The organism is Curtobacterium sp. MCBA15_007, assembly GCF_001864905.1.
Classification (GTDB): Bacteria; Actinomycetota; Actinomycetes; order Actinomycetales; family Microbacteriaceae; genus Curtobacterium; species Curtobacterium poinsettiae.
The window spans coordinates 316,477-341,248 of sequence record NZ_MJGM01000001.1 but is presented as its reverse complement, the minus strand read 5'-3'; the positions used below and the strand labels follow the sequence as shown (position 1 = coordinate 341,248).

Genomic DNA, 24,772 nt, shown 5'->3' with positions numbered 1-24,772 from the left:
CAGGGCCGGAACGGGCGTCACTCGCCGGGTCGGACCGCCGCGGTGTCGGCGACGTCGATGCGGACGTCGCCGTCCTCGGCACGGGAGACCTCGACCCGCGGATCGGCGTCGTGCTCGTCGGATCCGGACATGCGACGGAACGTGTCCTGTCGGCGTTCCTCGAACGTCATGTCGACGCCGTCGTCGAGGTGGTCGTGGTCGGGCTTCGTCATGCCGTGCACGCTACGCGGCCGCGGCTGCGGGCGGTCACGCGACCGGCGCCGTTCCGGTCCGCTCGGTCCAGTGCCCACCGCTCGCCCACCGGTCGAGCACGGCCGCACGCAACCGCCCGGACGGCGCCGCGGAGCGAGCGGTCGCCAACGGCACCCCGAAGACGAACTTCGCGACGCTGGCGTCCCCCTCGGTCGCATCGTCCTCCCCCGGCGGGACGAGCCTGAAGCGCCGGGCGAACCGCACGAGGTTGGCATCGGGACCGAGCGCGGCGGGCAGCCCCGGGTCGAGCATCCAGGAGCGGCACTGCCACCGGTCCGCAGCGAGGTGCCCCGCGAAGCCGCGCAGGACCTCGGGTGCGTCGGCGAACGAGCGGTCGCAGGCCACCGGGTCGAGCGGCCCCGTCTCCGGCACGTGCACACCCCAGGCCGACGTGCCGTCCGCCAGGTGGTCGCCGAGTTCGAACTGGAGGCGCCCCACGGCCACCACGCGCCCGGTCACCACGGCGACGAGCCACTCCACCCCGGTGCCGTGCAGCCCGTAGCGCGCGAGCTTGCGGTCGACGTCGGCGACGGATGCCTCGGCGAGCGCGCGCGGGAGCCCACGCCCCGCGAGGGCATCGGCGGTGTCCGGCACCGCGGCGCGGAGCGCTGCCACCAGCAGTGCGTCCCGCTCCGCGGGTCCGGCGTCGGCGACGGTGGCGGCCACTGCGGCCGCCACCGTCGCGGAGTCGTCCGGTGACCCCACGGCGGCGGCGAGGACCGCGACGGACGCGGGACGGGCCTCCAGGCCGGGGGTCGCGGTGGTCACTTCAGACCGGACGAGGCGAGCCCGTCCATCATCCGACGCTGCAGCACGACGAACATGATGAGCACCGGCGCCATCGCCATCAGGCTCGCGGCCATCAGCACCGGGTAGTCGATCGTGCGGTCGCTCGACAGCGTCGCGAGGCCGGCGGCGAGCGGCATGTCCTCGGCGCGGGTGGAGACCACGAGCGGCCAGAGCAGCTCGTTCCACGACCACAGCACGGTCGTGATCGCGAGCACGCTGATCGACGGACGGGCCAGGGGCAGCATGATCCGCCAGAACGTCTGGAACGGGTTCGCGCCGTCCATCCGCGCGGCCTCTTCGAGCTCGGGCGGCATGTTCAGGAACGCGGTCCGCATCAGGAACGTGCCGAAGGCGCTGAACAGCCCGGGTGCGACGATCCCCATCAGGGTGTCGAGCCAGCCGAGGCCCTGCACGATCTGGTACTGCGAGATCAGGTAGACCTGCGAGGGCACGAGCAGGATCGAGAGCACGATCGCGAGCAGCGCCGCCCGGCCGCGGAACCGCATCCGGGCGAAGGCGTACCCGGCGAGCGTGCACAGGACGATCTGCGCGATCGTGCGGATGATCGTGACGGACACCGACGTGCCGAGCTGGCTGAGGAACGGCAGGCGTTCGAAGACCTGCGCGTAGTTCTGCCACTGCAGCTCCCCCGGCCAGAAGACCGGCGTGACGGACTGCACCTGCGCGTTCGTCGACAGCGACATGATGATCTGCCACAGGAACGGGAACGCCATCGCGAAGCCGCCGATGCCCAGCACGACGTGGATCCACCAGTGGCTGCCGCCTCGACGGCCGGGCCGGCGTGCTGCCCGGGGTGGTGTGACGGTGGCGGTCATCCCTGCACCCACTTCCGTTGGACGCGGAACTGCACGAGCGTGACGATGCCGATGAGCAGGAAGATCACCATCGCGATCGCAGCCGCGAAGCCCTTGTCGTTGTCGATGAACCCGGCGTTGTAGAAGTAGAAGACGAGCGACATCGTCCTCGGGATCACCGGGTTGGTGCTGCCGAGGATCGCGTACAGCAGGTCGAACAGCTGGAAGCTCGAGATCGTCGTCACGATCACCACGAAGAAGATGCTCGGACTGAGCAACGGCACGGTCACCGAGCGGAACTGCCGCCACCGGCTCGCGCCGTCGAGTTCGGCGGCCTCGTAGAGCTCCGGCGGGATGTCCTTGAGCCCGGCGCCGAGGATGATCATCGAGAAGCCGAGGGACGACCAGAGGCCGACCAGGCTCACCGCGACCAGCGCGAAGCCGGGCGTCGAGATCCAGTACGGGCCGTCGATGCCGACGTTCCCGAGGAACCAGTTCACGATGCCGTAGTCGCCGTTGTACATGATGCGCCAGACCAGCGCGATCGCCGCGGGCATGGCGACGTACGGCAGGAAGAAGAGCACCCGGTAGAACTGCGCGAACCGCAGCCCCGGGGTGTTCAGCAGACTGGCCAGCCACACCGCGATCGGGATCCCGGCCAGGACGACGGCCGTGTAGATCACCGTGTTGAGCAGCGACTGGTACAGCTGCGGGTCACCGACGAGCCGGACGTAGTTCGCGACGCCGGTGAAGGTCGCACCGCCGAAGACGCCCCAGCTGGTGAACGAGTACCAGAACGTCTGGATGATCGGCCAGATGTAGAAGGTGCCGACGCCGACGAGCATCGGGAGCACGAAGAGCCACGGCCACCAGCCGTCGGTCCGTCGTGGCGCTCGGCCGCCGCCGCCTCGCGGAGCCGGGGCACCCCGCCCGGGCGAACGTGTCGTCCGGGCGGGGGCGGCTGCGGCCGGGGGCCGCTCGGTGTTGATCGTCACGCGCGGGTCCTACTCTTCCTTGGCGAGGGCGGCGTCCATCTTCTGTGCGAGGTCCTCGGCCACCTGGTCGACGGGCTTCGACCCGTCGAACGCGCTCGGCAGCAGGGTGGTCTCGAGGGTGTTCCAGGCCGCGGTGTTCTTCGACACCGGCAGCGGCTTCGCGTAGTCCACCGCGTCGAGGAACACCTGCAGGTCGGCGTCGGGCATCGTCTTCGTGAAGGCGCCCTGCGTGCCCTCGTACGCCGGGATGACCGCGCCCATGTCGCCCTGCTGCTGCTGGGCCGTCTTGCCCGCGAGGTAGACCTGCAGCGCCTGGGCGGCGGCCTTGTCCTTGCTGGCCTCGGACACGACGTTCGAGACGCCGTGGATGACGGTCGCCTGCTCCTTGCCCTTCGGCAGCGGGTAGGCGACGACGTCCTTCTCGAGCTCGGTGCCGGTCAGCGCGGAGCGGAACCAGCTGCCGCCCTGGTACATCGCGAGCTTGCCCGAGGTGAACCACTGGTCGGCCGTGGTGTCGGTGAGCTGCTTGATCGAGGGCGATGCCCCCGAGTCGATCAGGTCGGTCCAGAACCGCAGGCCGTCCTCGGACGCCTTCGTGGCGTACTCGGACTCGGTGCCGTCAGCGTTCAGGACCGATCCCCCGGCCTGCAGGATCGTGTTGTAGTAGGTCGTCTGGCCGTCCATGCCGCCGGCCGCTCCGTAGGCGCCCTTCGACTCGAGCTTCTCGGACAGCTCGGCGCCGGTCTGCTGGAAGTCGTCCCAGGTCCAGTCCTTGGACGGCAGGTCCATGCCAGCCTGCTCGAACAGCGACTTGTTGAGCCAGACGCCGATGGTGTCGAAGTCCTTCGGCACGCCGTACTGGGTGTCGTCGTACGTGTACAGGTCGTTGAGGGCGCTCGAGTACTTCGACGCGTCGATGTCCCCGGACTCGACCTCGCCGGTGATCGGCGCGAGCTTGCCGTTGGCCGCGTACAGCTGGAAGTTCGGGCCGTTCATCCAGAACAGGTCGGGCAGCGTGTTGCTCGACCCCTGGGTCTGCAGCTTCGTCCAGTAGTTGGCGAACGGTGTGACGTCGACGCTCACCTTGATGTCCGGGTACTCCTCGTTGAAGCCCTTCAGGTTGGCCTTGATCGCCTTCACCTGGTTCTCGTCCCAGACGGCGTAGGTCAGGGACGCCTTGGTGTCCTTCGGCGCGGCTTCGTAGTCGCCGCCGGAGCCGGACGCTCCGGACGACGAGGAGCAGCCGGCCAGGAGTGCGGCCGCGCCGAGGGCGGCGACGGCGCCGAGGAGGACGCGGCGCACGCCGGTTCCTCGGGTGGGGATGTGTGCGGTCATCGGGGTGTCCTTTCGCACGGCCGTCAGGAGCCGACGGTCTGGGCGGGATGCGGGGTGGAGGGGGTGGAGTGCAGGGCGTTCGACGTGAAGTGCGCGATGGTCTCGGCCGGCAGGGGCGGGACGTCGATGGGGACGGACCCGTTGCGGAGCGAGCGCGTGGCCAGCGCGCCCGCGGCGACCGCGGCACGGGCCGCGATCGGGGACAGCTCCGACGGTTCGCCGAGGGCGACGGACCGCAGGAACTCGGTCATGGTGAGCAGGTCGGCATCGGCGTGGCCGTCCTCGACGCCGTCGATCGGGTACTCGCGGTCCCCCGCGGTGTCCCAGCCCCGGCGGTGCGTCCAGACCTTCACGACGCCACCACCGGTGTCACCGATGTTCTCGAGGCGCCCCTCGGTGCCGATGACGGTGTAGTTCCGCCAGTAGTCCGGCGTGAAGTGGCACTGCTCGTAGCTGGCCTGCACGCCGTTGTCGAGCGTCATCATCACCATCGAGACGTCCTCGACGTCGACGACGGGGTTCAGCCCGGTCTGGGCGAGCGGCGGCCAGTTGCCGTGGGAGAACCAGTCCCCCATCAGTTCACCGCTGCGGTCGCGGCGGTCGGTGACGTCGCCGTAGACCGACAGCGAGCCCATCCCGACGACCCGGGCGGTGTCACCCCCGCCGAGCGCGTGGATGACGTCGAGGTCGTGGCTCGCCTTCTGCAGCAGGAGCGAGTTCACCTTGCTGCGGTCGGCGTGCCAGTCCTTGAAGTAGTAGTCACCGCCGTTGCCGACGAAGTGCCGGCACCAGACGGCCTTGACCTGGCCGATCTCGCCACGGCCGATGATCTCGCGCATCAGGCGGACGACGGCGGCGTGCCGGAAGTTGTGTCCGACGTACAGCGGGGTGCCGGTCCGGGCCGCGGTGTTCAGCACCGCGTCGGCGTCCTCGACCGTGATGGCGAGCGGCTTCTCGAGGTAGACGGCGATGCCCGCGCGGAGCAGGTCGATCGCGATCTCGGCGTGGGTCCAGTCCGGCGTGGTGACGATGGCGGCGTCGACGTGGCCGGTGAGGTCCAGGTGGTGTTCGACCACCAGGGCATCCGGGTACTCGTCGAGTCCGCGCTGGCGGCCCGCCGCCGTGACGTCCGCGACGGCCACGACCCGGGCCTGCAGCGACGCGTCGGCGGCGGCGGCCTCGGCCACGTGGCGCGCGATGGCGGACCGCTGGCCCATCCCGATCACCGCGACGCGGAGTCCTGCGTTGTCGACGCCCATGCTCATCGCTCCCTTGCGTGAATGTGACGTCCATGATGCCGAATCGCTCATGAATGCACAATAGGCGCTCACGGATCGCTCACGCATCCGCGCAGGGAAGGGTTTTACACGATCGAAACGTCCGGCCCACCCGGGGCCGGACGCACGGAGGGCTCAGTCGGCGACGACGAGCTCCACGCCGGCGCTGGCCAGGTCGGCGGCGAACGAGGCCGGCACGGGCTGGTCGGTGACCAGGACGTCGATGCGGTCGAGTGGGCAGATCCGGGCGAAGGTGGAGCGTTCGATCTTGGTGGAGTCGGCGACCACGACGACCCGTCGACCGACCGAGGCGAAGTGCCTGCTGACCTCGGCCTCGCCCTCGTGCATGGTCGTCGCGCCGTACTGCCCGGTGAGTCCGTCGACGCCGAGCACCACCAGGTCGAGGGCGAACTCGTCGAGGGTGTCCCGGACGAGCGGCCCGACCAGCTCGTAGGACTGGCGCCGGGCCACGCCGCCGGTGACCACGATCTTCACGTTGGCACGGACGGACAGCTCGTACCCGACGTTCAGGGCGTTCGTCACGATCGTGATGCCGAACTCGCCGTCGGCGCGGATGAACCGTTCGCTCTTGCCGAGTTCGCGCGCGACCTCGGTCGTGGTCGTCCCGCCGTTGAGCCCGACGGTCTCGCCGGGCTGCACGAGCCGGGCGGCGGCACGGGCGATCGCGGTCTTGGCCTCGGCCTGCCGGGCGATCTTGTACTGCAGCGGCAGCTCGTAGCCGGCACCGAGTGCGGCTGCTCCCCCGTGCGTGCGGGTGACGAGTCGCTGGTCGGCCAGCATCGCGAGGTCGCGGCGGGCAGTCGCGGCGGAGATCCCCAGCAGCTCCCCGATCTCGGCGATCGACACGTTGCCGCGTTCGCTCACCAGTTCGAGCAGGGCGTTCAGCCGCTGTTGGGGGGTCATGACGGTCATCCTACGGCGTCGCCGCCGTCCCTCGGTGATCGGAAATGACGTTTTGCCCTTCCCTTGCGCACGATCGCTCGCTACGCTTCCTGATCATCGATCACCCGGATCGATCCGGACCCGGAAGGCTCCCATGACCGACACCTTCGTGAGCGCTGAACTGGCCTCGCAGCCGGAGACCTGGCGTGCAGCCGCCACGCTCCTGCCGACCTTCGCCGACGCGCTCCCCCAGCCGGGCGAACGCGTGGCCGTGATCGGCTGCGGGACGAGCTGGTTCATCGCCATGAGCTACGCCGTCGCCCGTGAGCAGGCGGGCCTCGGCGTGACCGACGCCTTCGCCGGGTCCGAGTACCCCGCGTCACGCGAGTACGACCGCGTGCTCATGATCAGCCGCTCGGGCACGACGACCGAGATCGTCGACCTGCTGCAGGCCTTGCCGTCCCAGCGGACCGTGCTGGTCACCGCCGTCGCCGACAGCCCCGCCGCGGCCGTGGCCGACCAGGTGGTCGCACTGCCCTTCGCCGACGAGCGCTCGGTCGTCCAGACCCGCTTCGCCACCACGACGCTCGCACTGCTGCGAGCGTCCATCGGCGACGACGTCGACGCGCTCGCAGCCCAGGCCGAGACCGCACTGACGGTGCCGATCGACGACCTGCTCGACGCCGAGCAGGTCTCGTTCGTCGGTCGTGGGCCCGCCGTGGGTCTGACGTTCGAAGCCGCGCTCAAGACGCGCGAGGCCGCGCAGTTCTGGGCCGAGTCCTACCCGGCGATGGACTACCGGCACGGCCCCATCGCGATCGCCCAGCCCGGCCGGCTCGTCTGGTCGCTCGGCGCAGCACCCGAGGGCCTGGCCGCCGAGGTCGCCGCCACCGGGGCCCGGTTCGTCCAGCACGACCTCGACCCGATCGCCGGACTCGTCGTCGTGCACCGGTTCGCCGTCGCCCTGGCCGAGGGACGCGGGCTCGACCCGGACAACCCCCGGTCGCTCACCCGGTCGGTCATCCTCACCTGATGGGTGGCGCAGGCGCGGTGCTCGGGGTCGACGTCGGCGGCACGGGCATCAAGACCCGTCTGACGACCGCCGACGGACTCGTCCTCGACGAGACCCGGGTACCGACGCCGCGTGACGACCCGGACGCCGAACGCCTCGCCGTGGTCGTCGCCGGACTGGCTGCCCAGGCCACGCGACGGGCGCCGCTCGGAGCGATCGGGCTGGTGACCCCCGGCGTCGTCGACGAGACCCGCGGCACCGTCGACCTGTCCGTCAACCTGGGATGGCGAGACGTCCCGGTGCGTGACCTCGTCCGTGCCGAGCTCCTGCGACAGTCGATCGACGTCCCGCTCGCCTTCGGCCACGACGTCCGCGCCGGTGCCCTGGCCGAGGTCCGGGCCGGCGACCCGGCACTGTCTCGGGGGTCGGTCTCGTTCGTGCCGGTCGGCACCGGGCTCGCGAGCGCCCTGGTGGTCGACGGTGTCGTCGTGTCCGGTGGTGGCTGGGCGGGGGAGATCGGGCAGGTCCGGATCCAGACCGGCCCGCACGCGGGTCACCGCGTCGAGGAGATCGCGTCCGCCGGGGGAGTCGCACGTCGTGCCGCTGCTCCGTCCGCACACGCCGCCATGCTCCTGGTCCGCCAGGGCGACCCAGCCGCCCGTGCGGTCTGGGACGACTGCGTCGCGGTCCTGGCCGATGCGCTCGCCTGGACCACCGCGGTCGCCGGGAACCACACGATCATCGTCGGCGGGGGACTCGCCGAGTCCGGACCGCTGCTGCTCGACCCGCTGCGCGCTGCCGTCACGGAGCGGTTGCAGGGCGTCCGTGTCCCCGTCATCGTCCCCGCCCGGCACGGCGACGCAGCCGGCGCCATCGGTGCGGGGATCCTCGCACGCGAGCTGGTCGGAACCGAGACCGGGGTCCTGCTGTGACCACACTCGTCCGGGCCCATCGCATCGTCACGGCCCAGTCAGACCTGCACGACGGCTGGCTCGTCATCGGCGACGACGACACCGTGCTGGCGACCGGCACCGGATCCCCGATGCGCACGGACACCGCCGTCACCGTCGACGGTGCGATCGTGCCCGGGTTCGTCGACCTGCACGCCCACGGTGCACTCGGGCACGACTTCGCCGGGTGCTCCGCCGAGGACGCCCGCGCCGCCGCTGGGCACCACCGGTCACGGGGCACGACCACCCTGGTCGGGTCCATCGCCACGGGTGAGCGCACGGACACCGTGGCGGCCCTCACCCGGCTCCGACCGCTCGTCGCGGACGGCACGCTCGCCGGGCTCCACCTGGAGGGGCCGTGGATCGCGCCCGCCCGTCGCGGGGCGCACCGCGTCGACCTGCTGCACGCCCCGGACCCCGCCGAGGTCGACGCCTACTGCGACGCCGCGGGTGGCGCCCTGCGGATCGTCACGCTCGCGCCGGAGCTGCCCGGTGCCCTCGACGCCGTTGCCCGCTTCGTCGGAGCCGGGGTCGTCGTCGCCATCGGCCACACCGACGCCACCGCCGAGCAGACCCGCCGCGCGGTCGACGCCGGCGCCTCGCTCGTCACCCACCTGTTCAACGGGATGCCACCGCTGCACCACCGCGCGCCCGGGCCGGTCGGGGTCGCGCTCACCGACGACCGGGTGCTGCTCGAGTGCATCGTCGACGGCCACCACCTCGACCCGGTCGCCGTCGACGTCGTCCAGCGCAGCGCACCGGGCCGGATGGTCCTGGTCTCCGACGCCATGGCCGCGACCGGTTGCCCCGACGGGGCGTACACGGTGGGCGGATCGGCGGTGACCGTCCGCGACGGTCTCGCCGTGCTCGCCGACGGTTCGTCGCTGGCGGGCAGCACGATCACGGTCGCCGACGCCGTCCGCCGCCTGCTCGACGCGGGGACCGACCTGCCCGAGGTCGTCGCTGCTTCCGCGGCGCGTGCGGCACGCCTGCTCGGGGCACCGGCACCCCTGGGCGTGGGCGCCCCCGCCGATCTGCTCGTGCTCGACCCGGAGCACGGCAGCGTCCGAGCCCTGCCGACGGCGGTGGTCGCGTGATCCTCGTCGTCACCCCGAACCCCGCCGTGGACGTGACCTACCGGGTCGCCGAACAGCGCATCGGCGAGACCCAGCGCGTGCTCGGGGTCGAGCGACGCCCCGGCGGCAAGGGGCTGAACGTCGGCCGGGTCCTCGCCGCCACCGGTGTCCCGACCCATGCCGTGCTGCCCCTCGGCGGCGACGGCGGGCACTGGATCGCCGACGCCCTCGACGGCCTCGGGCTCGTCCACACCGACGTCGCTGTCCGTGGCGAGACCCGCACGACCGTGACGGTGGTGGACGACACCGCGCACCCGACGATGTTCGGGGAGCCCGGGCCCGTGCTCAGCCCCGGCGAGTGGGACACCGTCACCACCGCGGTCGAGACACTGCTCGACGGCGATGTCGGCGGTGCCGACGGTGCCGCCGATGCCCCGCACGCCGCGGCCCTGGTCGTGTCGGGTTCCCTGCCCCGCGACACCGACCCCGCGGTCGTCGCCCGCTGGGTCACCGCCGCCCGCCGCCGCGGTGTGCTCTCCGTGGTCGACTGCTCGGGCACCGCGCTGCTGGCTGCCGCTTCGGCCGGGGCGACGGTCTGCAAGCCCAACCGCGAGGAACTGCTCGAGGCCACCGGCGCCGACGACGAACGGTCGGGGGCGCTCCGGCTCCTCGGGCTCGGCGCCGCGGTCGTCGTGGTCTCCCGGGGTTCCGAGGGCATCGCCGCCCACACCGCCGACCACGTGCTCGAGGTGCCTGCGGTCCCCGGGGTCTCGGGCAACCCCACCGGCGCCGGCGACGCAGCCACCGCCGGACTCGTCGGTGCGCTCGTCGCTGCCGGCCTCCCCACGCCCGAGGGCAGTGTCAGCGCCCCCGACGACGCCACCCTGCTCCGCGCGCTGCGGTCCGCCGCCGCACACGGGGCTGCCGCCGTCCTGCAGCCGGTGGCCGGCACGGTCGACCCGGCTGACGTCGACCGCTTCCTGTCCACCCCGCCCGCTCCTGCTCCCGCACACGACCGAACGAGGACCTCCGCATGATCACCGACCTCGCCCTCACCGGCCTGCTCGACACCGCCCGCACGGCACGCAGCGGGGTCGGCGCGTTCAACGTGGTGCTGCTCGAGCACGCCGAGGCGATCGTCTCCGGTGCCGAGCTGGCGGGGCTGCCGGTGATCCTGCAGATCAGCGAGAACTGCGTCCGGTACCACGGCGGCCTCGCACCGATCACGACCGCGACCCAGGCCGTCGCACGTGCGGCCGACGTCGAGGTCCTCGTGCACCTCGACCACATCGAGGACCCCGAGCTGGTGGCGGCCGGCGTCGACCTGGGCGTCGACTCGGTCATGTACGACGGCTCGCACCTGGACTTCGCCGCGAACGTGGCTGCAACGCGGGAACTCGCTGCTCGGTGTCACGCCGCGGGGGTCGCGATCGAGGCCGAGCTCGGCGAGGTCGGTGGCAAGGACGGCGTGCACGCACCCGGCGTCCGCACCGATCCGACCGACGCCGCCGCGTTCGTGGCCGACACCGGCGTCGATGCCCTGGCGGTCGCGGTGGGGACGTCGCACGCGATGCAGACCCGCGAGGCGTCGGTGGACCGCGACCTGGTCGAGCGCCTGCGTGCCGCGGTGCCGGTGCCGCTCGTGCTGCACGGCTCCTCGGGCCTGTCCGACGACGAACTCCGCGGCGCCGTGCACGCGGGGATGACGAAGATCAACATCTCGACGCACCTGAACGGCCTGTTCACCCGTGCGCTCCGCACCGTGCTCGACGAGCGGCCGGACGTCGTCGACCCGCGCAAGTACGTCGCAGCGGGCCGGGACGCCATCGCCACCGAGACGGCGCGGCTGCTGACGCTCCTGCACGCCTGACGAGCGAGCGGAGCAGACGAGCACGCGCGACCGCGACGCTCAGCAGAGCGGGACGTTCACCGCGAGCCCGCCCATCGCGGTCTCCTTGTACTTCGAGGACATGTCCGCCCCGGTCTGCCGCATCGTCTCGACGACCTGGTCGAGCGACACGTGGTGCACCCCGTCGCCACGCAGGGCCATCCGGGCGGCGTTGATCGCCTTGTTCGCCGCGATCGCGTTCCGCTCGATGCACGGGATCTGCACCAGCCCGCCGATCGGGTCACAGGTCAGCCCGAGGTTGTGCTCCATCGCGATCTCGGCGGCGTTCTCGACCTGCTCCGGCGTGCCCCCGAGGACCTCGGCGAGCCCCGCAGCCGCCATCGACGCTGCCGAACCGACCTCGCCCTGGCAGCCGACCTCGGCGCCGGAGATCGACGCCCGTTCCTTGTAGATCGACCCGATCGCCCCGGCGGTCAGCAGGAACCGCACGACGGCGTCGTCCCGTTCGTCCGCGGAGGCGTCGGCGACCGTGGGGACGTAGGTGCGCGCGTAGTACAGCACCGCGGGGATGATGCCGGCGGCACCGTTCGTCGGGGCGGTGACGACGCGGCCACCGGTGGCGTTCTCCTCGTTGACCGCCATGGCGACGAGGTTCACCCACTCCATCGCGAAGAGCGGGTCGTGGTCGGGGTCCTCGCGGGTGAGCTGCTCGTGCCAGGTGGCCGCGCGACGACGGACGTCGAGCCCGCCGGGCAGGCACCCGCCCCGGCGGACGGATCGGTCGACGCACGACTCCATCACGCCGTGGATCCCGAGCAGCCCCGAGCGGACCTCGGTGTCCGTCCGGGTGACGGCTTCGTTCGCCAGGGCGACGCCGCTGATCGGCAGGCCCGAATCCGCGCAGGCGGCGAGCAGCTCGGCACCGCTCGAGAACGGGTACGGCACGGCGTCGTCGACGGGGATCGCGGCGCCGGCGACGGCAGCCGGTGCGTCCACGGCGGGTTCGGCCTCGTCGTCCCGCGCGATGAACCCGCCGCCGATCGAGTAGTAGGTCTCGTCGGCCAGGTCGACACCCGCGGCGTCACGGGCTCGCAGCCGCATGGCGTTCGGGTGGCGGGGCAGCATCGTCAGGGGGTGCAGGACGATGTCGGCGAGGCGGAACGGCACGCTCGCACCGCTGTCGAGCCGCAGGACGCCGTCGCGTTCCAGTGCCTCGAGTGCGCGGACCATGGCATCCGGGTCGACGGTCTCGGGGTGCGAACCCATGAGCCCCGCGACGACGGCGCCGAGCGTGCCGTGGCCCTGCCCGGTCGACGCGAGGGACCCGTACAGGTCGACCTCCACGGAGGCGACGGGCAGGCCACGCACCAGGCTCGCGAACTCGGCACCGGCCCGCATCGGGCCGACGGTGTGCGAGCTCGAGGGGCCGACACCGACGCTGAACAGATCGAAGACGGAGACCGGCACGCCGCCACACTAACCCGTCCGGACGGACCGGTGCTCAGCGCCGCCGACCACCCTCGGGCGGCATCACGAACCACAGCACGACGTAGGCGATCCACAGCGGCCCGGGGAACAGGCTCAGGATGACCCAGATCACCCGGACCAGGGTGCGGGACAGGGTGAAGCGGTCGGCGAGACCGGCGCAGACACCGGCCAGCAGACGACCGTTGCGGGGACGGGAGAGTGTGCTCATACCGACGACGCTACGCAACGCCGCCGGTCCGGCGCATCCGGGACGCACCCCGAGCGTGGTGGGGGAAACCCCCGGACCCGCGTGGTCGAGGGGTCAGGGGATGAGGACGATCTTGCCGCGCGTGTGGCCGTGCTCGAGCTCCTCGAAGGCGTCCTGCACGCGGTCGAGCGGGTAGGTCGCGGCGACGGGCACCTCGATCGCGCCGTTCGCGACCTCGAGTGCGAGCGCGCCGAGGATCTCCGGATCGGCCGTGTCCGCACTGCCCGAGGTCTTCGCCCCGACCTCGGCGGCCTCGTCGAACGCGATGATCGTCTCGATGCGGTCGACCGGCACCCCGAGCGCGATGCCGAGCCGGACGTACTCGGCGCCGTGGGTGTCGATCACGGCGTCGACACCGTTCGTCGCGAGTTCGGTGATGCGCTCCTGCAGGCCGTCGCCGTACGCGACGGGTCGTGCGCGCTTGGAGCGGAGCCACTCGTGGTTCACCTCGGACGCGACGGCGATGACGTCGATGCCCTCGTTCGCGAGCAGCTGGGTGACGAAGCCGCCGACCCCGCCCGCGGCACCGGACACCACGACGGTCTCACCGGCACGCGGGTCGACCGCGCGGACGGCCGCCGCCGCGGTGGTCGCGATGACGTCGAGGCCACCCGCCACTGTCCAGTCGAGCAGGCGTGGCTTCTGGACGACCTGCACGGCCGGCACCGAGACGTACTCGGCCTGGCTCGCGCGGTCCCACGACCAGCCGATGACCTCTTCGCCCTCGTCGACGCCGTCGACCTCGGCTCCGACGGCGACGACGATGCCGGCGAAGTCGGTGCCCTGCCCGGACGGCAGGTCGCCGCCGAACGCGCCCTGGCGGATCGCCGACTCACCGGGGTTGATCCCGGCAGCGCGCACGCGGACGAGCACCCGCCCGGCGGTCACGTCGGGCACGGGCACCTCGGCGACGTGCAGGACCGATCGGTCACCCCACTCGTCGAAGCGGACAGCGCGCATGGTCTCCGGGATCTCAGTCATCGGGACCGACGGTACCCCGGAGCGCCGCACCCGGCCTGCTTGGACCGCTCCATCCTTGCAAGAGCAGGAGAGTGTGAGCGTGCGACAGTGCGAGACTGAGAGCATGCCCATCCTGAACAAGGACATGCAGGTCTGCATGTCGCTGGCCGCGCGACCGAGCAACATCGGCACCCGTTTCCACAACTTCCTGTACGACGAGCTCGGTCTCGAGTTCCTGTACAAGGCCTTCACCACGACGGATCTGCCCGGCGCCGTCGCCGGCATCCGCGCGCTCGGCATCCGCGGCTGCTCGGTGTCGATGCCCTTCAAGGAGGCGATCATCCCGCTCGTCGACCACATCGAGGACTCCGCCGCCGCGATCCAGTCGGTCAACACGGTCGTGAACGACGACGGCGTGCTCACCGCGTCGAACACCGACTACGAGGCGATCGCCGCACTGCTCGGGTCGCACCGGGTCGACCCGGCTTCGCGTGTGCTGCTCCGCGGCTCCGGCGGCATGGCCAAGGCCGTCACGGCGGCGTTCCGAGGCGCCGGCTTCGACCGGTTGACGGTCGTCGCCCGCAACGAGCAGACCGGCCCGGCCCTGGCGACGCAGTACGGCTACGAGTGGGTCGCCGACGAGCGTGAGGCGGGGGAGACCGACCTGGTCGTCAACGTCACCCCGCTCGGCATGCGCGGCGACCAGCAGGACGCACTCGCCTTCGCGCCGGAGCGGATCGAGGCTGCCCACACCGTCTTCGACGTCGTCGCGTTCCCGTCGGAGACCCCGCTCGTGCGGGCGGGCCGCGACGCCGGCAAGCACGTCATCACCGGCGCCGAGGTCATCGCCCTGCAGGCAGCCCGTCAGTTCGAGCGGTACACGGGCGTCGCCCTGACCGACGACCAGGTGGCGCGGGCCAGCGAGTTCTCGCGCGCCGAGTAGTCGACGCACCCACAGGGCGGACGGGAGGTGGGCCCCACCCGCCGGTTCCGGCGTGACGCGCCAGCGGCACGACGGCCGTGACGGGAGGGACGTGGCGGCGCCGCCACGGGCCTCCCGTCCGTTCGTGGGGACGTCTCAGGCGTTCGCCGCGCGCCCGACGGCCACCCACTCGAGGCGGCGGAGCGTCTCGCGGTTGCGGATCCAGATGAGCGGCTGCATGAGGAAGTCCGGCACGTGCGACCCCGGCCCGGCCACCGCGTTCTCGGTGATCGTGACCTTGCTGCCGTGCCGGTGCGGTTCGACCGTGAGCTCGACGCGGGCCTCGCCGATGGGCCAGCCCTTGGGCTGGATGACCATGCGGTGTGGCGGCTCCCAGACCAGCGACGTCGTGACGTCGTCGATGACGATCGGCCAGGCGCCGAACGAGTGGTGCAGCCGCGTGCCGACCTGCGGCCACCCGGATTCCTCCTTGCGCATACGCGACGCCCCGACCACCCAGGTCGTGTAGAGCCACCCGTCGCCGAGCACGTCGAAGACGGCTTCGGGACGGCAGTGCAGGATGCGGACGTTCTTCGCCATGGTGTTCAGCCTTCCGGGGTGAGGTCGACGTCCTCCGGCAGTCCGAAGGTGTGCCGGAGCGCGCTCTTCGCCGCGTGCCAGCCGGCCATGCCGTGCACGCCGGGGCCGGGTGCCGCGGACTCGGAGCACAGGTACATGCCGCCGCCCATCCGCCACGGGTCGCTCGACAGGACGGGGCGCTTGACGAGCTGCCAGAAGCTCGCGGCACCGGCGGCGATGTCGCCACCGACGTAGTTCGGGTTGTACTCGCCCATCTGCACGGCGGTGCGGGAGCTCGACGACAGGATCGTGTCGCGGAACCCCGGCGCGAAGCGCTCGATCTGACGGGTGACGGCCTCGGTCGGGTCGACGTCCGAGCCCGCGGGGACGTGCGCGTAGGCCCAGAAGACGTGCTTGCCCTTCGGGGCGCGCGTGGGGTCCACCACCGTGGGCTCCGCGCCGAGCACGTACGGACGCTCGGCGTGCTGCCCGTTCGCGACGGCACGTTCGGCGGCCGCGATCTCCTGCCGGGTGCCACCGATGTGCACGGTCCCCGCCTTCCGCAGCGACTCGTTGGTCCACGGCACCGGGTCGGACAGCGCGAAGTCGACCTTCGCCGCCGCGTTGCCGAACCGGAAGCGTCGCAGTGCACCGCGCTTCGGGGTCGGGATCTGCTTGCCCGCGATCCGGAGCATGCCGGGCACGCTCGTGTCGAACAGCACCACCTTCGCCGGGGTGAGGTCACCGAGCGACCGGACCTCGTGTCCGGTGACGATGCGACCGCCGTGCGCGACGAGGTCGGCGGCGAGCGCGTCGACGATCGCCTGGCTGCCGCCGATCGGCACCGGCCAGCCGCGGGCGTGCGCGTACGAGCCGAGCGACAGTGCCGCCGCCGCGGTGGACAGGGACGGCAGGTGCTGGATCGAGTGCGCCGCGACGCCGGACACCATCGCCGGGGCAGCCTCGCCGCGGAAGCGCAGGTTCCACGCGGCGGTGCCCTGCTCGAGCGCCCGCAGCCCGAACCGCAGGACGGTCAGGGGGTGCCGCGGCACGTGCAGCAGCGCGTCGGTCGCGAAGTCCGCGACCTGGTCGGCGTTCTCCGCCAGCGGCGCCATCAGCTGCCGGAAGGCCGGTCCGTCCACCCCGAGTTCAGCGGCGGTGCGGTCGAGGTCCTGGTACGCGATGCCGGCGCGACCGTGGTCGAGCGGGTGGCCGTACTGCACCTCGGGCAGGCGGAGCTCGATGCGGTCCTCCATGCGGAAGCGCCGGAAGAACTCGGACTGCAGGGCCATCGGGTGCACGGCGGAGCAGACGTCGTGCAGGAACCCGGGCAGGGTGAGCTCAGCCGTGCGGGCACCGCCTCCGATCGTGTCGTTCCGTTCGACGACCTCGACCGACAGGCCGGCGCGGGCCAGGGTCACCGCCGCCGCGAGTCCGTTCGGTCCCGCTCCGACGACCACCGCATCCACCATGCCCCGAGCCTAGGGACTCGTGACTGCGTGTGGTGTCGGTCAGGTGCGCAAGGTGTCGGGGTCGGCCGGGTCGGACTCATCCTGGTCACCGTCGGCGTCGTCCGGTTCGTCGGCGTCGACCGGGGTCGACCCGACGGGGTGCTCGGCGAGCAACTCGGCGAAGTCCTCGTCGAGCATCTGCTGCAACCGGTCGTCGCGGCCGATCTCGTAGTCGTCCGCCGGGCGCTGTGCCCAGCCGAGGCGTCCGACGACGGTGGTGCCGATGTCGTCCCAGGCACGGGCCCGCGCTGCGAGGACGATCCCGTCGACGAAGTGCTGGTCGTCGCGGCGTTTGTCGAGCATGGCGGCGAGCTGCTCGTACGTGGCCTCGCGCATCCGGAGCTTCAGGTCGTCGCCGCGCCGGTAGTCGTGCTGGTGGCGGGAACGGCCCTTCTGCTTGCTCGAGGTGGAACGGATGTCGCGCATCCGTGCGGCGTCACCCCGTTGTTCCTCGGCCATGCGGTGGAGTTCCTCGCGCGTGGCCTCGGCGATGAGTGCGTGGTCGAAGTACCCCTGGTCACGCAAGGCGTTCGTGATGATGCGGTTGGCCACCGCGATGGTGACGGCGGCCTTCGCGATGAGGAAGCCCTCGTCGACCGCACGCTTCAGTTCGACCTGGCTGATGGGTCGATCGCGCACGTCGTGGTTGCGTCGTCCGAACAAGGCCATGCTCCGACGATACCGGCGACCGGTGTCGGTCCGTCTGCACGAGGGCGGCGGACGTCAGAGGAGCAGGCCGTAGACGGCGACGTCGACCCGCTCGGGGCCGAGCGGCAAGGCGCCACGCAGGGTGCCCTCGTGGGTGAAGCCGAGCCGCTCGGCGAGCCGCCGGCTCCGCACGTTGTCGACCGCCGTCCGGATCTCCACCCGGGCCACGCCGCGGGCCCGGGCGACCCCGATCAGCACGGTGGCGGCCCGCCGGGCGACACCACGGCCCTCCTGTCCGGCGTCCACCCAGTAGCCGAGCGATGCCTGCCCCAGGTACGGGTCGAACGTCAGCGAGGCCACCCCGACCACGCGGTCGTCGTGGCGGATGACGCAGGGGAGCGAGCGGTCCATCGCGTACTGCCCGAGCAGCCGCTCGGTGTGCAGGGCGATGGCCTCGCGTGTCTGCGGGTCCCACGCCCAGGGCTCGGCGGCCCGCAGACGATCGGTGTTGGCGTGCACGAGTGCGAGCACCTGGTCGACCGTCGTCAGGTCGCGCAGCGTCAGCGTGGAGCCGTCACCGAGGTCGCGTCCGAACGTCGTCACCGCTCCGACACTAGGCAGCCCTGCCTGTCACTCGTACCGGAGCGCCTCGATCGGGTTCTGCCGTGCGGCTCGTCGTGCCGGCAGGGTGCCCGCCAGGAACGCGATGAACATCACGACGAGGATGATCGTGGCGACGGACCCGGGCGCGAACTGCATGATCTGCAGCCCCGGCAGGTCCTTGAGGAGCGTGCCGGCCAGGACGTTCGAGATCCCGGTGCCGAGCGCGATCGCGACCCCGGCGCCGATGGCGCTGCCGAGGAACCCGATGAAGACCGCCTCGAGCGAGAACAGCGTGTAGACCTTGCCGCCGCCCATGCCCATCGCCTTCATCAGGCCGATCTCGCGGGTGCGCTCCTGCACGCTCATGAGCAGGGTGTTGATGATGCCGAAGCCGGCGGCGATGAGCGCGATCACGGCGAAGGCGTTCAGGACCCCGACGATGCCGCTGATGACGGTCTGGAACTGACCGAGCTGGTCCTGGATGGTCTGGCCGAGGAACCCGTCGTCGGCCAGGGACTTCTTGACCGTGGTGACGGAGGCGCCCGGATCGAGCGTCGCGGTGGCGCTGGCGTAGGAGGTCGCGATCGAGTCGGGCTTGCCGATCTCCTGCGCGGCCTGCATGGCGTCGGTCAGCGCGGCGTTCGCCCCGGCCCCACTGCCGAACAGCGACTCGTTCTGCACGCCCACGACCGTGGCGGTGAGCGTGTGCGCCTTGCCCTGGTAGTCGTCGACGGCGATCGTGAGTTCCTTGCCGACGGCGGCGGAGGCGCTGCCGAGGCCCATGTTCTTCAGGTAGTCGGTCGGCAGCATCACCTGGTTGGCGTCGGTCTGGTCGTCGAGCTGCTTGCCGCTCGCCAGGTCGGCGTCGAGCTCGCCGGCGTTGGCCGTGAGCGAGACGACGTACTTGCCGTGGTCGCCGTACTCGGCGTACTTCGGCGCGAGAGCGACCGCGGGGCGGAGGCTCTTGATGCCGTCGGTCTTCTCGATCGCGTCGACGTCGGACTGCGACAGGTACGAGAACGACGCCGGGCCACGGTCGACGCTCTGACCAGAGGCCTCGGGATCGTACTTCGCCGGGCCGCTGTCGGTCGAGCTGGTGTCGACCGCCTTCGTGATGGTCAGGGAACCGGTGTCGCCGATCGACGAGACCTGGGTGTCGATGTAGTTGCTGACGCCCGTGCCGATCGCCGAGGTGAGCGTGATCGTGAAGGCGCCGATGAAGATCGCGATGACGGTCAGGGTCGTGCGCAGCTTCGAGCGGAAGGTGTTCGAGACCGCGGTGCGCAGGAGGTCGAGGAAGTTCATGCGGAGTGCCTTCCGTGCGTGGCGGACGCGTCGACCGCGTCGTCGGGTCCGCCGACGATCAGGCCGTCGCGGACGTTCACGCTGCGGTCGCAGCGCGCGGCGAGTTCTTCGTCGTGCGTGACCACGACGAGCGTGATCCCCCGCTCGCGCTGCAGCCCGAACAGCATGTCCTCGACCACCTGTCCGGTGTTCGTGTCGAGGTTGCCGGTGGGCTCGTCGGCGAAGATCACGCTCGGCTCACCGACCAGCGCGCGGGCGATGACCACGCGCTGCTTCTGGCCGCCGGACAGGTCGTTGGCGTCGTTCTTCGCCTTGTCGGCCAGCCCGAGAGCGTCGAGCGCCGCCATGCCCCGTCGCTTCCGCTCGGCCGCGGAGACGCCGGCGATCTTGAGCGGGAGCACGACGTTGTCGAGCACCGAGGTCTTCGGCGTCAGGAAGAACTGCTGGAACACGAACCCGAACGTGCTGTTCCGGGTGCGGTTGACCTGGCGGGCACCGAGCGTCGCGGCGTCGGTGCCGTCGAGCAGCACCTGTCCGGCCGACGGCTTGTCGAGCAGTGCGAGCAGGTGCATCAGCGTCGACTTGCCGGAGCCGGACTTGCCGACGATCGCCAGGCTCTCGCCCTGGTGCACCGCCAGCGACACCCCCTTGAGCGCGTCGAACCGCGTCGCGCCGCGGCCGTAGGTCCTGGCGAGGTCACGGGCCTCGAGCACGGGAGTGGTCATGGGTTCACCGTAGTGTCCGGTGCACGACTGCAAGTTTGCGTTTGCTGTAGATCATGTGACGTTCCGGTTACAGTCGGGCCATGACCGACTCCGCGACGCCGTCAGAACTCGGTCTCCGTGACCGCAAGCGCATCGAGACCCGCAACCGCATCGCCGAGGCCGCTCGGTCCCTGGCGCTCGAGCAGGGCGTCGACGGCACCACGATCGAGCAGGTCGCCGCCCGCGCCGACGTGTCCCCGCGGACGTTCTTCAACTACTTCGAGAGCAAGGAGGACGCGGTCCTCGGGCACACCGAACTCGACCTCGAACCCGCCACCCTCCAGGCACACCTGGCAGCCGTCTCGGGGGAGCCGGCAGCGCAGGCGGTCGTCGACCTGGCGTTCCTGGTGTTCGGGTCGTCGTTCGGCGACGAGCACGAGCGGCTCGAGCGCAAGGCCGTCATCGTGCGGTTCCCGCAGTTGATGCGTCGGCAGGTCGCGCGGATGACCACGGTCGCCGAGGCGATGACCGGCGCGGTGCGCACGATCCTCGAACGCGACCCGGCCTGGGGGCCGGACGCCGCGACCCCGCAGGCGGCCGAGATGCTCCTCGGCATGTGCATGACGGGCTTGCGCAGTGCCGCTCGGCGCGAGGGCTCCGACCCGGAACAGGTGCGGGCGGCGGTGGTCGCGTCGATCCGCGACACGGCGGCGCGCATCGCCGGGGCCTGAGACGCGACCACGAACGCAGGGGAGGCACGGGGCCAGCTGGCACCGTGCCTCCCGTCCGTGACGTGGATGCGTCGAGAACGGTCAGGGCTTCGTGATGAAGCCCTCCTTCACCATCCAGTCGAAGGCGACATCGGCCGGCTCGCGCCCCTCGACGTCGACCTGACGGTTCAGCTCCTGCAGCACCGCGTCGGTGAGCTTCGGCGAGATCTGGTCGTAGATCCCCTCGAGCTGCGGGTACTCCTTGAGCGTCTTCGAGTCGATGACGGGCGCGACGTTGTACGCCGGGAAGAAGCCCTTGTCGTCCTCGAGCACCGTCAGACCGAGCGACTTGATGCGGCCGTCGGTGGTGAACACCTCACCGAAGTTGCACTTGCCGCGGTCGGTGGCCGTGTAGACCGTGCCGGTGTCGAGGATGCTGACGTTGCTGCTCGGCACGCCGTTCGCCCCCGAGCCACCGAGCTCCAAGCCGTACTTCTTGAGCATCGGCTTGAAGCCGTCGGCACGCGAGTTGAACTCCGACTCGACGCAGAACGTGCGCTGGTCGACCGGCAGCTTCGTGATGTCGGAGAGCGTCTTGACGTTCCCGAGCTCCTTGACCGCTTCGTCACGGACGGCGAAGGCGTAGGTGTTGTTCATCGGCGCCGGGTTGAGCCAGGTCAGCCCGTTGCCGGCGTCCTCCTTCTTCACCGCCGTCCACTGCTCGGTCTTGTCCGGGATCCCCTTCGCGTGGCCCATGAAGGTCAGCCAGGCGGTGCCCGTGTACTCGTACGTGAAGTCGGCCGCGTGCGAGGTCATCAGCTCACGGACCGCGACACTGCCGGGCACGTTCGTCTCGTCGGTGACGTCGAACCCGGCGGCCTTGGCGGCGAGCACGGCGATCTTGCCGAGCACGAGCTGCTCGGTGAAGTTCTTCGACGTCACGGTGATGTGGGCGCCGGCCGGCAGGTCGTCGATGCGCTGGATGGAACCGGCACCGGCCTCGGGCACGAACGAGGTGGCGGGCTGCAGGCCGCAGCCGGTCAGGACGAGGGCGGTGGCACCGGCGACGAACGCGGCGGCTCCGACCCGGGTGCGGGTGCGGCGGGTGCTGCGGGTGCTGCGGGTCATCGGAGTCCCTTCGGTCGTGCGACCGTCTCGACCACGCGGCCGAGCCAGTCGATGGAGAGGGCGAGCAGGGCGACCAGCAGGGCACCCGAGACGAGCACCTTCGGCAGGAACAGGGTCACGCCCGTGGTGATGAGCAGACCGAGTCCGCCCGCACCGACGAAGGTGGCCAGGCTCGCCGTGCCGACGAGCAGCACGAGCGCGGTCCGGATGCCGGAGAGCATGACCGGCACCGCGAGCGGCAGTTCGACGCGCATCAGCACGCTGAAGGCGCTCATGCCCATGCCGCGACCGGCCTCGACCAGTCGGGCGTCGACGCTCTGCACGCCGATCATGGTGTTCCGGAGCACCGGCAGGATCGCGTAGAGGACGAGCGCGATGACGGCCGACCGCGTGTTCAGGCCGAGCCAGGCGGCGAGCAGCACGATGAGGCCGACGGCCGGTGCAGCCTGCCCGAAGTTCGCGACGGCGAGCACGTACGGGCTCGCCCGGCGCAGCGCACCGCGGGTGAGCAGGACGCCCAGCGGGATCCCGATCACGAGCACGAGCACCGTCGACTGCAGGGTCAGGACGAGGTGCTGGCCGGTCAGCGAGAGGATGTCCGCCGGGTTGAGCGTCGTGCGCTCGGTCGGGGTCAGGTCAGCCGTCGCGAGCCACACCGCGAAGCCGGCCAGGACGACCAGGATCGCGATCGGCTGGAACAGCAGGCCCTTCCACGAGGTGCTCGCACCGGTGGCGGGACCGGCGACGGCGACTGCGCTCACAGGTCTTCTCCGGTGGGCATCGCCGACACCGGCGACGACGGCATGGTCTCGATCGGGTTCGTGTTCGTGCCGACGGGCGTGTAGGCCTGGTCGCCGGCGGCGGTCGCGCGGGAGCGGGTGATCGCCTCCATCACGGTCTCGACGGTGATGACCCCGCGGAACGCGTCGCGACGACCGGTGACCAGTGCGGCACCCGCGCTCGAGACGAGCATGGTGTCGAGCGCGTCGTTGAGGGTCGCGGCCTCGCCCACGACGGGCAGGCCGGGCTCGACGCCGTCGGGGATGCGGTCGAGGCGCTCGAGCTGGCGGCGCGACGGCCACCCGATCGGCCGCTGGCGGTGGTCGACGACGACGGCGTGCTGGTGCCCACCGGCCTCGTTCATCCGCTGCAGCACGGCCTTGACCTCTTCGCCGGGCGAGCACGTCACGGCCGACTCGACCTCGACGTCGCGCACGCGGTTCAGCGTGAGCTGCTTCAGACCGGCGCCGGAGCCGATGAAGTTCTCGACGAACTCGTTCGCCGGCTCCGCCAGGATCCGCTCCGGGGTGTCGTACTGCACGATGTGCGCACCCTCGGTGAAGATGACGATCCAGTCGCCGAGCTTCACGGCCTCGTCGAAGTCGTGCGTGACGATGACGATCGTCTTGTGCAGTTCCTCCTGGATGCGCAGGAGCTCGTCCTGCAGGCGCTGGCGGGTGATCGGGTCGACGGCACCGAACGGCTCGTCCATGAGCAGGACGGGCGGGTCCGCGGCGAGCGCACGGGCCACGCCGACGCGCTGCTGCTGGCCGCCGGAGAGTTCGCGGGGGAACCGGTCCCGGTAGGTGTCGGGGTCGAGCGAGACCAGGTCGAGCAGCTCGTCGACGCGCGCCGCGATCTTCTCCTTCGACCAGCCGAGCATCTTCGGCACGATCGCGATGTTCGCCGCGACGGTCATGTGCGGGAAGAGGCCGCCGGCCTGGATCACGTAGCCCATGCGGCGGCGGAGCTCGTCGCCGTCGATGCCCGTGACGTCGTCGTCGCCGACGACGATCCGGCCCTGGGTGGGCTCGATCAGGCGGTTGATCATCTTCAGCGTCGTCGTCTTGCCGCAGCCGGACGGGCCGACGAGCATGACGATCTTGCCAGCCGGGATCTCGAGCGTGATGCCGTCGACGGCGGGCTTCGACTGCCCGGGGTACCGCTTGGTGACCTCGTCGAGCAGGATGCTGCGCCCGGTGACGTCCCCGTCGGGCGCGGTGGTGGTGGCGGAGTCAGTGCTGGACACGGATACCTCTCGAGATGGTCAGGCGGCCGAGGCCGATGAGGAGCAGGTCGAGGACGAGGGCGAGCAGGACGACGCCGACCACCCCGACCACGACGGAGGACAGGGCGTTGGCGCCGCCGAGGCGGGACAGCCCGGAGAAGATGAAGCCGCCGAGTCCGGGGCCGAGCGCGTAGGCGGCGATGGCGGCGATGCCCATCACCATCTGTGCGGAGACGCGGACGCCGCTCAGGATGATCGGCCACGCCATCGGCAGTTCGATCTGCAGCAGGGTGCGGAACCGGCTCATGCCGACGCCGCGCGCCGACTCGACGACGGTGGGCGGGATCTCGGCGAGACCGACGACCGCGTTGCGCAGGATCGGCAGTGCGGCGAAGAAGACGACCGTGACGACCGACGGCAGGACGCCGAAGCCGAGCGGGACGATGAGCAGGCCGATGACGGCAAACGACGGCAGGGTGAGGCCGATGGCCGACACCCCGTTCGCGAACGCGGTCAAGCGCGGGCTGCGGTAGACGAGTGTGGCGAGCACCACGGCGATGACCGTGGCGAGGACGACGCACTGGACGACCAGTGAGAAGTGCTGCCACGATGCGAACCAGATCTGGTTCCATCGCTCCACGACGTACTGGAACACGGGTGGGCGCTCCCCTTCCGGTCGGCTGAACTGCCCACAGATCGGGGCACG

General features: G+C 71.2%; 27 protein-coding genes. 7 read left to right on the top strand and 20 right to left on the bottom strand.

Going from position 1 to position 24,772, the window contains the following annotated elements:
- Positions 1-17: 17 nt before the first annotated feature.
- The 7 genes from BIU95_RS01640 to BIU95_RS01610 all read right to left on the bottom strand — a co-directional run bounded on the left by BIU95_RS01640 (position 18) and on the right by BIU95_RS01610 (position 6,387).
- Positions 18-212, bottom strand: a complete 195-nt coding sequence (locus tag BIU95_RS01640; RefSeq protein WP_017887924.1) for a hypothetical protein — start codon at positions 210-212, stop codon at positions 18-20.
- Positions 213-246: 34 nt separating this feature from the next.
- Positions 247-1,020: a hypothetical protein gene (locus BIU95_RS01635; protein ID WP_052481653.1), complete on the bottom strand. Its 774-nt coding sequence runs from the start codon at positions 1,018-1,020 to the stop codon at positions 247-249.
- On the bottom strand, positions 1,017-1,877 hold the full coding sequence (locus BIU95_RS01630; protein ID WP_071250061.1) for a carbohydrate ABC transporter permease: 861 nt from the start codon (positions 1,875-1,877) through the stop codon (positions 1,017-1,019). Before BIU95_RS01630 ends, BIU95_RS01635 begins: the two co-directional genes overlap by 4 nt.
- Positions 1,874-2,851, bottom strand: a complete 978-nt coding sequence (locus BIU95_RS01625) for a carbohydrate ABC transporter permease (protein WP_071250059.1) — start codon at positions 2,849-2,851, stop codon at positions 1,874-1,876. The genes BIU95_RS01630 and BIU95_RS01625 overlap by 4 nt, the downstream gene beginning before the upstream one ends.
- A 9-nt stretch (positions 2,852-2,860) precedes the next feature.
- Entirely contained in the window at positions 2,861-4,186 is a 1,326-nt protein-coding gene (locus BIU95_RS01620; RefSeq protein WP_052481654.1) for a sugar ABC transporter substrate-binding protein, read from the bottom strand.
- Positions 4,187-4,209: 23 nt separating this feature from the next.
- A complete protein-coding gene (locus BIU95_RS01615; RefSeq protein ID WP_071250057.1) occupies positions 4,210-5,451 on the bottom strand; it encodes a Gfo/Idh/MocA family protein in 1,242 nt (413 codons plus the stop codon).
- Positions 5,452-5,598: 147 nt separating this feature from the next.
- A complete protein-coding gene (locus BIU95_RS01610; RefSeq protein WP_031260150.1) occupies positions 5,599-6,387 on the bottom strand; it encodes a DeoR/GlpR family DNA-binding transcription regulator in 789 nt (262 codons plus the stop codon).
- A gap of 133 nt (positions 6,388-6,520) precedes the next feature.
- Between BIU95_RS01610 and BIU95_RS01605 the strand changes: the two genes are divergently transcribed.
- The 5 genes from BIU95_RS01605 to BIU95_RS01585 are packed head-to-tail and all read left to right on the top strand — an operon-like array spanning position 6,521 to position 11,274.
- Entirely contained in the window at positions 6,521-7,399 is an 879-nt protein-coding gene (locus tag BIU95_RS01605; RefSeq protein ID WP_071250055.1) for an SIS domain-containing protein, read from the top strand.
- The gene (locus BIU95_RS01600; protein WP_071250053.1) at positions 7,399-8,310 is read left to right on the top strand and encodes an ROK family protein; all 912 of its coding nucleotides are present in this window, start codon (positions 7,399-7,401) and stop codon (positions 8,308-8,310) included. The genes BIU95_RS01605 and BIU95_RS01600 overlap by 1 nt, the downstream gene beginning before the upstream one ends.
- Entirely contained in the window at positions 8,307-9,425 is a 1,119-nt protein-coding gene (nagA, locus tag BIU95_RS01595; RefSeq protein ID WP_071250051.1) for an N-acetylglucosamine-6-phosphate deacetylase, read from the top strand. Before BIU95_RS01600 ends, nagA begins: the two co-directional genes overlap by 4 nt.
- Entirely contained in the window at positions 9,422-10,441 is a 1,020-nt protein-coding gene (locus BIU95_RS01590; protein WP_071250049.1) for a 1-phosphofructokinase family hexose kinase, read from the top strand. Before nagA ends, BIU95_RS01590 begins: the two co-directional genes overlap by 4 nt.
- On the top strand, positions 10,438-11,274 hold the full coding sequence (locus BIU95_RS01585; protein WP_175470700.1) for a class II fructose-bisphosphate aldolase: 837 nt from the start codon (positions 10,438-10,440) through the stop codon (positions 11,272-11,274). Before BIU95_RS01590 ends, BIU95_RS01585 begins: the two co-directional genes overlap by 4 nt.
- A gap of 39 nt (positions 11,275-11,313) precedes the next feature.
- On the opposite strand, the gene BIU95_RS01580 is transcribed toward BIU95_RS01585, so the two are convergent.
- The 3 genes from BIU95_RS01580 to BIU95_RS01570 form a co-directional block, all read right to left on the bottom strand.
- A complete protein-coding gene (locus BIU95_RS01580; RefSeq protein WP_071250044.1) occupies positions 11,314-12,720 on the bottom strand; it encodes an L-serine ammonia-lyase in 1,407 nt (468 codons plus the stop codon).
- A 34-nt stretch (positions 12,721-12,754) separates the two neighbouring features.
- Positions 12,755-12,949, bottom strand: a complete 195-nt coding sequence (locus BIU95_RS01575) for a PspC domain-containing protein (RefSeq protein WP_017887911.1) — start codon at positions 12,947-12,949, stop codon at positions 12,755-12,757.
- Positions 12,950-13,042: 93 nt separating this feature from the next.
- Complete coding sequence (locus tag BIU95_RS01570; protein WP_031260148.1) at positions 13,043-13,969, bottom strand: NADP-dependent oxidoreductase; 927 nt, start codon at positions 13,967-13,969, stop codon at positions 13,043-13,045.
- Between the two features lie 103 nt (positions 13,970-14,072).
- On the opposite strand from BIU95_RS01570, the gene BIU95_RS01565 reads away from it, so the two are divergent.
- Positions 14,073-14,891 (top strand): shikimate 5-dehydrogenase, encoded by an 819-nt coding sequence (locus tag BIU95_RS01565; protein ID WP_042537588.1) that lies wholly within the window; start codon positions 14,073-14,075, stop codon positions 14,889-14,891.
- A gap of 135 nt (positions 14,892-15,026) precedes the next feature.
- On the opposite strand, the gene BIU95_RS01560 is transcribed toward BIU95_RS01565, so the two are convergent.
- Genes BIU95_RS01560 through BIU95_RS01535 form a run of 6 tightly spaced genes read right to left on the bottom strand, consistent with a single transcriptional unit; the run spans position 15,027 to position 20,241 of the window.
- Positions 15,027-15,470, bottom strand: a complete 444-nt coding sequence (locus BIU95_RS01560) for an SRPBCC family protein (RefSeq protein ID WP_071250042.1) — start codon at positions 15,468-15,470, stop codon at positions 15,027-15,029.
- Positions 15,471-15,475: 5 nt separating this feature from the next.
- Complete coding sequence (locus tag BIU95_RS01555; protein WP_071250040.1) at positions 15,476-16,921, bottom strand: NAD(P)/FAD-dependent oxidoreductase; 1,446 nt, start codon at positions 16,919-16,921, stop codon at positions 15,476-15,478.
- Positions 16,922-16,960: 39 nt separating this feature from the next.
- The gene (locus tag BIU95_RS01550; RefSeq protein WP_071250038.1) at positions 16,961-17,629 is read right to left on the bottom strand and encodes a hypothetical protein; all 669 of its coding nucleotides are present in this window, start codon (positions 17,627-17,629) and stop codon (positions 16,961-16,963) included.
- Positions 17,630-17,683: 54 nt separating this feature from the next.
- Positions 17,684-18,211: a GNAT family N-acetyltransferase gene (locus BIU95_RS01545; protein WP_017887905.1), complete on the bottom strand. Its 528-nt coding sequence runs from the start codon at positions 18,209-18,211 to the stop codon at positions 17,684-17,686.
- 27 nt (positions 18,212-18,238) lie between these two features.
- On the bottom strand, positions 18,239-19,516 hold the full coding sequence (locus BIU95_RS01540; protein WP_017887904.1) for an ABC transporter permease: 1,278 nt from the start codon (positions 19,514-19,516) through the stop codon (positions 18,239-18,241).
- Complete coding sequence (locus BIU95_RS01535; protein ID WP_071250036.1) at positions 19,513-20,241, bottom strand: ABC transporter ATP-binding protein; 729 nt, start codon at positions 20,239-20,241, stop codon at positions 19,513-19,515. Before BIU95_RS01535 ends, BIU95_RS01540 begins: the two co-directional genes overlap by 4 nt.
- 80 nt (positions 20,242-20,321) lie before the next feature.
- Here BIU95_RS01535 and BIU95_RS18895 point away from each other — a divergent pair, with 80 nt between their 5' ends.
- Entirely contained in the window at positions 20,322-20,951 is a 630-nt protein-coding gene (locus BIU95_RS18895) for a TetR/AcrR family transcriptional regulator (protein ID WP_071250034.1), read from the top strand.
- A gap of 81 nt (positions 20,952-21,032) precedes the next feature.
- On the opposite strand, the gene BIU95_RS01525 is transcribed toward BIU95_RS18895, so the two are convergent.
- Genes BIU95_RS01525 through BIU95_RS01510 form a run of 4 tightly spaced genes read right to left on the bottom strand, consistent with a single transcriptional unit; the run spans position 21,033 to position 24,721 of the window.
- Entirely contained in the window at positions 21,033-22,058 is a 1,026-nt protein-coding gene (locus tag BIU95_RS01525) for a glycine betaine ABC transporter substrate-binding protein (RefSeq protein WP_071250032.1), read from the bottom strand.
- Positions 22,055-22,819, bottom strand: coding sequence for an ABC transporter permease (locus BIU95_RS01520; RefSeq protein WP_042537595.1), 765 nt, complete (start codon positions 22,817-22,819; stop codon positions 22,055-22,057). The genes BIU95_RS01525 and BIU95_RS01520 overlap by 4 nt, the downstream gene beginning before the upstream one ends.
- On the bottom strand, positions 22,816-24,087 hold the full coding sequence (locus tag BIU95_RS01515; RefSeq protein WP_017887899.1) for an ABC transporter ATP-binding protein: 1,272 nt from the start codon (positions 24,085-24,087) through the stop codon (positions 22,816-22,818). The genes BIU95_RS01520 and BIU95_RS01515 overlap by 4 nt, the downstream gene beginning before the upstream one ends.
- Positions 24,074-24,721: an ABC transporter permease gene (locus tag BIU95_RS01510; protein ID WP_017887898.1), complete on the bottom strand. Its 648-nt coding sequence runs from the start codon at positions 24,719-24,721 to the stop codon at positions 24,074-24,076. The genes BIU95_RS01515 and BIU95_RS01510 overlap by 14 nt, the downstream gene beginning before the upstream one ends.
- Between the last annotated feature and the right edge of the window lie 51 nt (positions 24,722-24,772).

What these genes read in the sequence shown, in the direction of transcription:
- BIU95_RS01575 (WP_017887911.1), bottom strand. Translation starts at nt 12,949, where the DNA reads ATGAGCACACTCTCCCGTCCCCGCAACGGTCGTCTGCTGGCCGGTGTC.
- BIU95_RS01630 (WP_071250061.1), bottom strand. Translation starts at nt 1,877, where the DNA reads ATGACCGCCACCGTCACACCACCCCGGGCAGCACGCCGGCCCGGCCGT.
- BIU95_RS01550 (WP_071250038.1), bottom strand. Translation starts at nt 17,629, where the DNA reads ATGGCCTTGTTCGGACGACGCAACCACGACGTGCGCGATCGACCCATC.
- BIU95_RS01555 (WP_071250040.1), bottom strand. Translation starts at nt 16,921, where the DNA reads ATGGTGGATGCGGTGGTCGTCGGAGCGGGACCGAACGGACTCGCGGCG.
- BIU95_RS01640 (WP_017887924.1), bottom strand. Translation starts at nt 212, where the DNA reads ATGACGAAGCCCGACCACGACCACCTCGACGACGGCGTCGACATGACG.
- BIU95_RS01535 (WP_071250036.1), bottom strand. Translation starts at nt 20,241, where the DNA reads ATGACCACTCCCGTGCTCGAGGCCCGTGACCTCGCCAGGACCTACGGC.
- BIU95_RS01565 (WP_042537588.1), top strand. Translation starts at nt 14,073, where the DNA reads ATGCCCATCCTGAACAAGGACATGCAGGTCTGCATGTCGCTGGCCGCG.
- BIU95_RS01570 (WP_031260148.1), bottom strand. Translation starts at nt 13,969, where the DNA reads ATGACTGAGATCCCGGAGACCATGCGCGCTGTCCGCTTCGACGAGTGG.
- BIU95_RS01585 (WP_175470700.1), top strand. Translation starts at nt 10,438, where the DNA reads ATGATCACCGACCTCGCCCTCACCGGCCTGCTCGACACCGCCCGCACG.
- BIU95_RS01600 (WP_071250053.1), top strand. Translation starts at nt 7,399, where the DNA reads ATGGGTGGCGCAGGCGCGGTGCTCGGGGTCGACGTCGGCGGCACGGGC.
- BIU95_RS18895 (WP_071250034.1), top strand. Translation starts at nt 20,322, where the DNA reads ATGACCGACTCCGCGACGCCGTCAGAACTCGGTCTCCGTGACCGCAAG.
- BIU95_RS01540 (WP_017887904.1), bottom strand. Translation starts at nt 19,516, where the DNA reads ATGAACTTCCTCGACCTCCTGCGCACCGCGGTCTCGAACACCTTCCGC.
- BIU95_RS01605 (WP_071250055.1), top strand. Translation starts at nt 6,521, where the DNA reads ATGACCGACACCTTCGTGAGCGCTGAACTGGCCTCGCAGCCGGAGACC.
- BIU95_RS01620 (WP_052481654.1), bottom strand. Translation starts at nt 4,186, where the DNA reads ATGACCGCACACATCCCCACCCGAGGAACCGGCGTGCGCCGCGTCCTC.
- BIU95_RS01525 (WP_071250032.1), bottom strand. Translation starts at nt 22,058, where the DNA reads ATGACCCGCAGCACCCGCAGCACCCGCCGCACCCGCACCCGGGTCGGA.
- BIU95_RS01615 (WP_071250057.1), bottom strand. Translation starts at nt 5,451, where the DNA reads ATGAGCATGGGCGTCGACAACGCAGGACTCCGCGTCGCGGTGATCGGG.
- BIU95_RS01560 (WP_071250042.1), bottom strand. Translation starts at nt 15,470, where the DNA reads ATGGCGAAGAACGTCCGCATCCTGCACTGCCGTCCCGAAGCCGTCTTC.
- BIU95_RS01610 (WP_031260150.1), bottom strand. Translation starts at nt 6,387, where the DNA reads ATGACCCCCCAACAGCGGCTGAACGCCCTGCTCGAACTGGTGAGCGAA.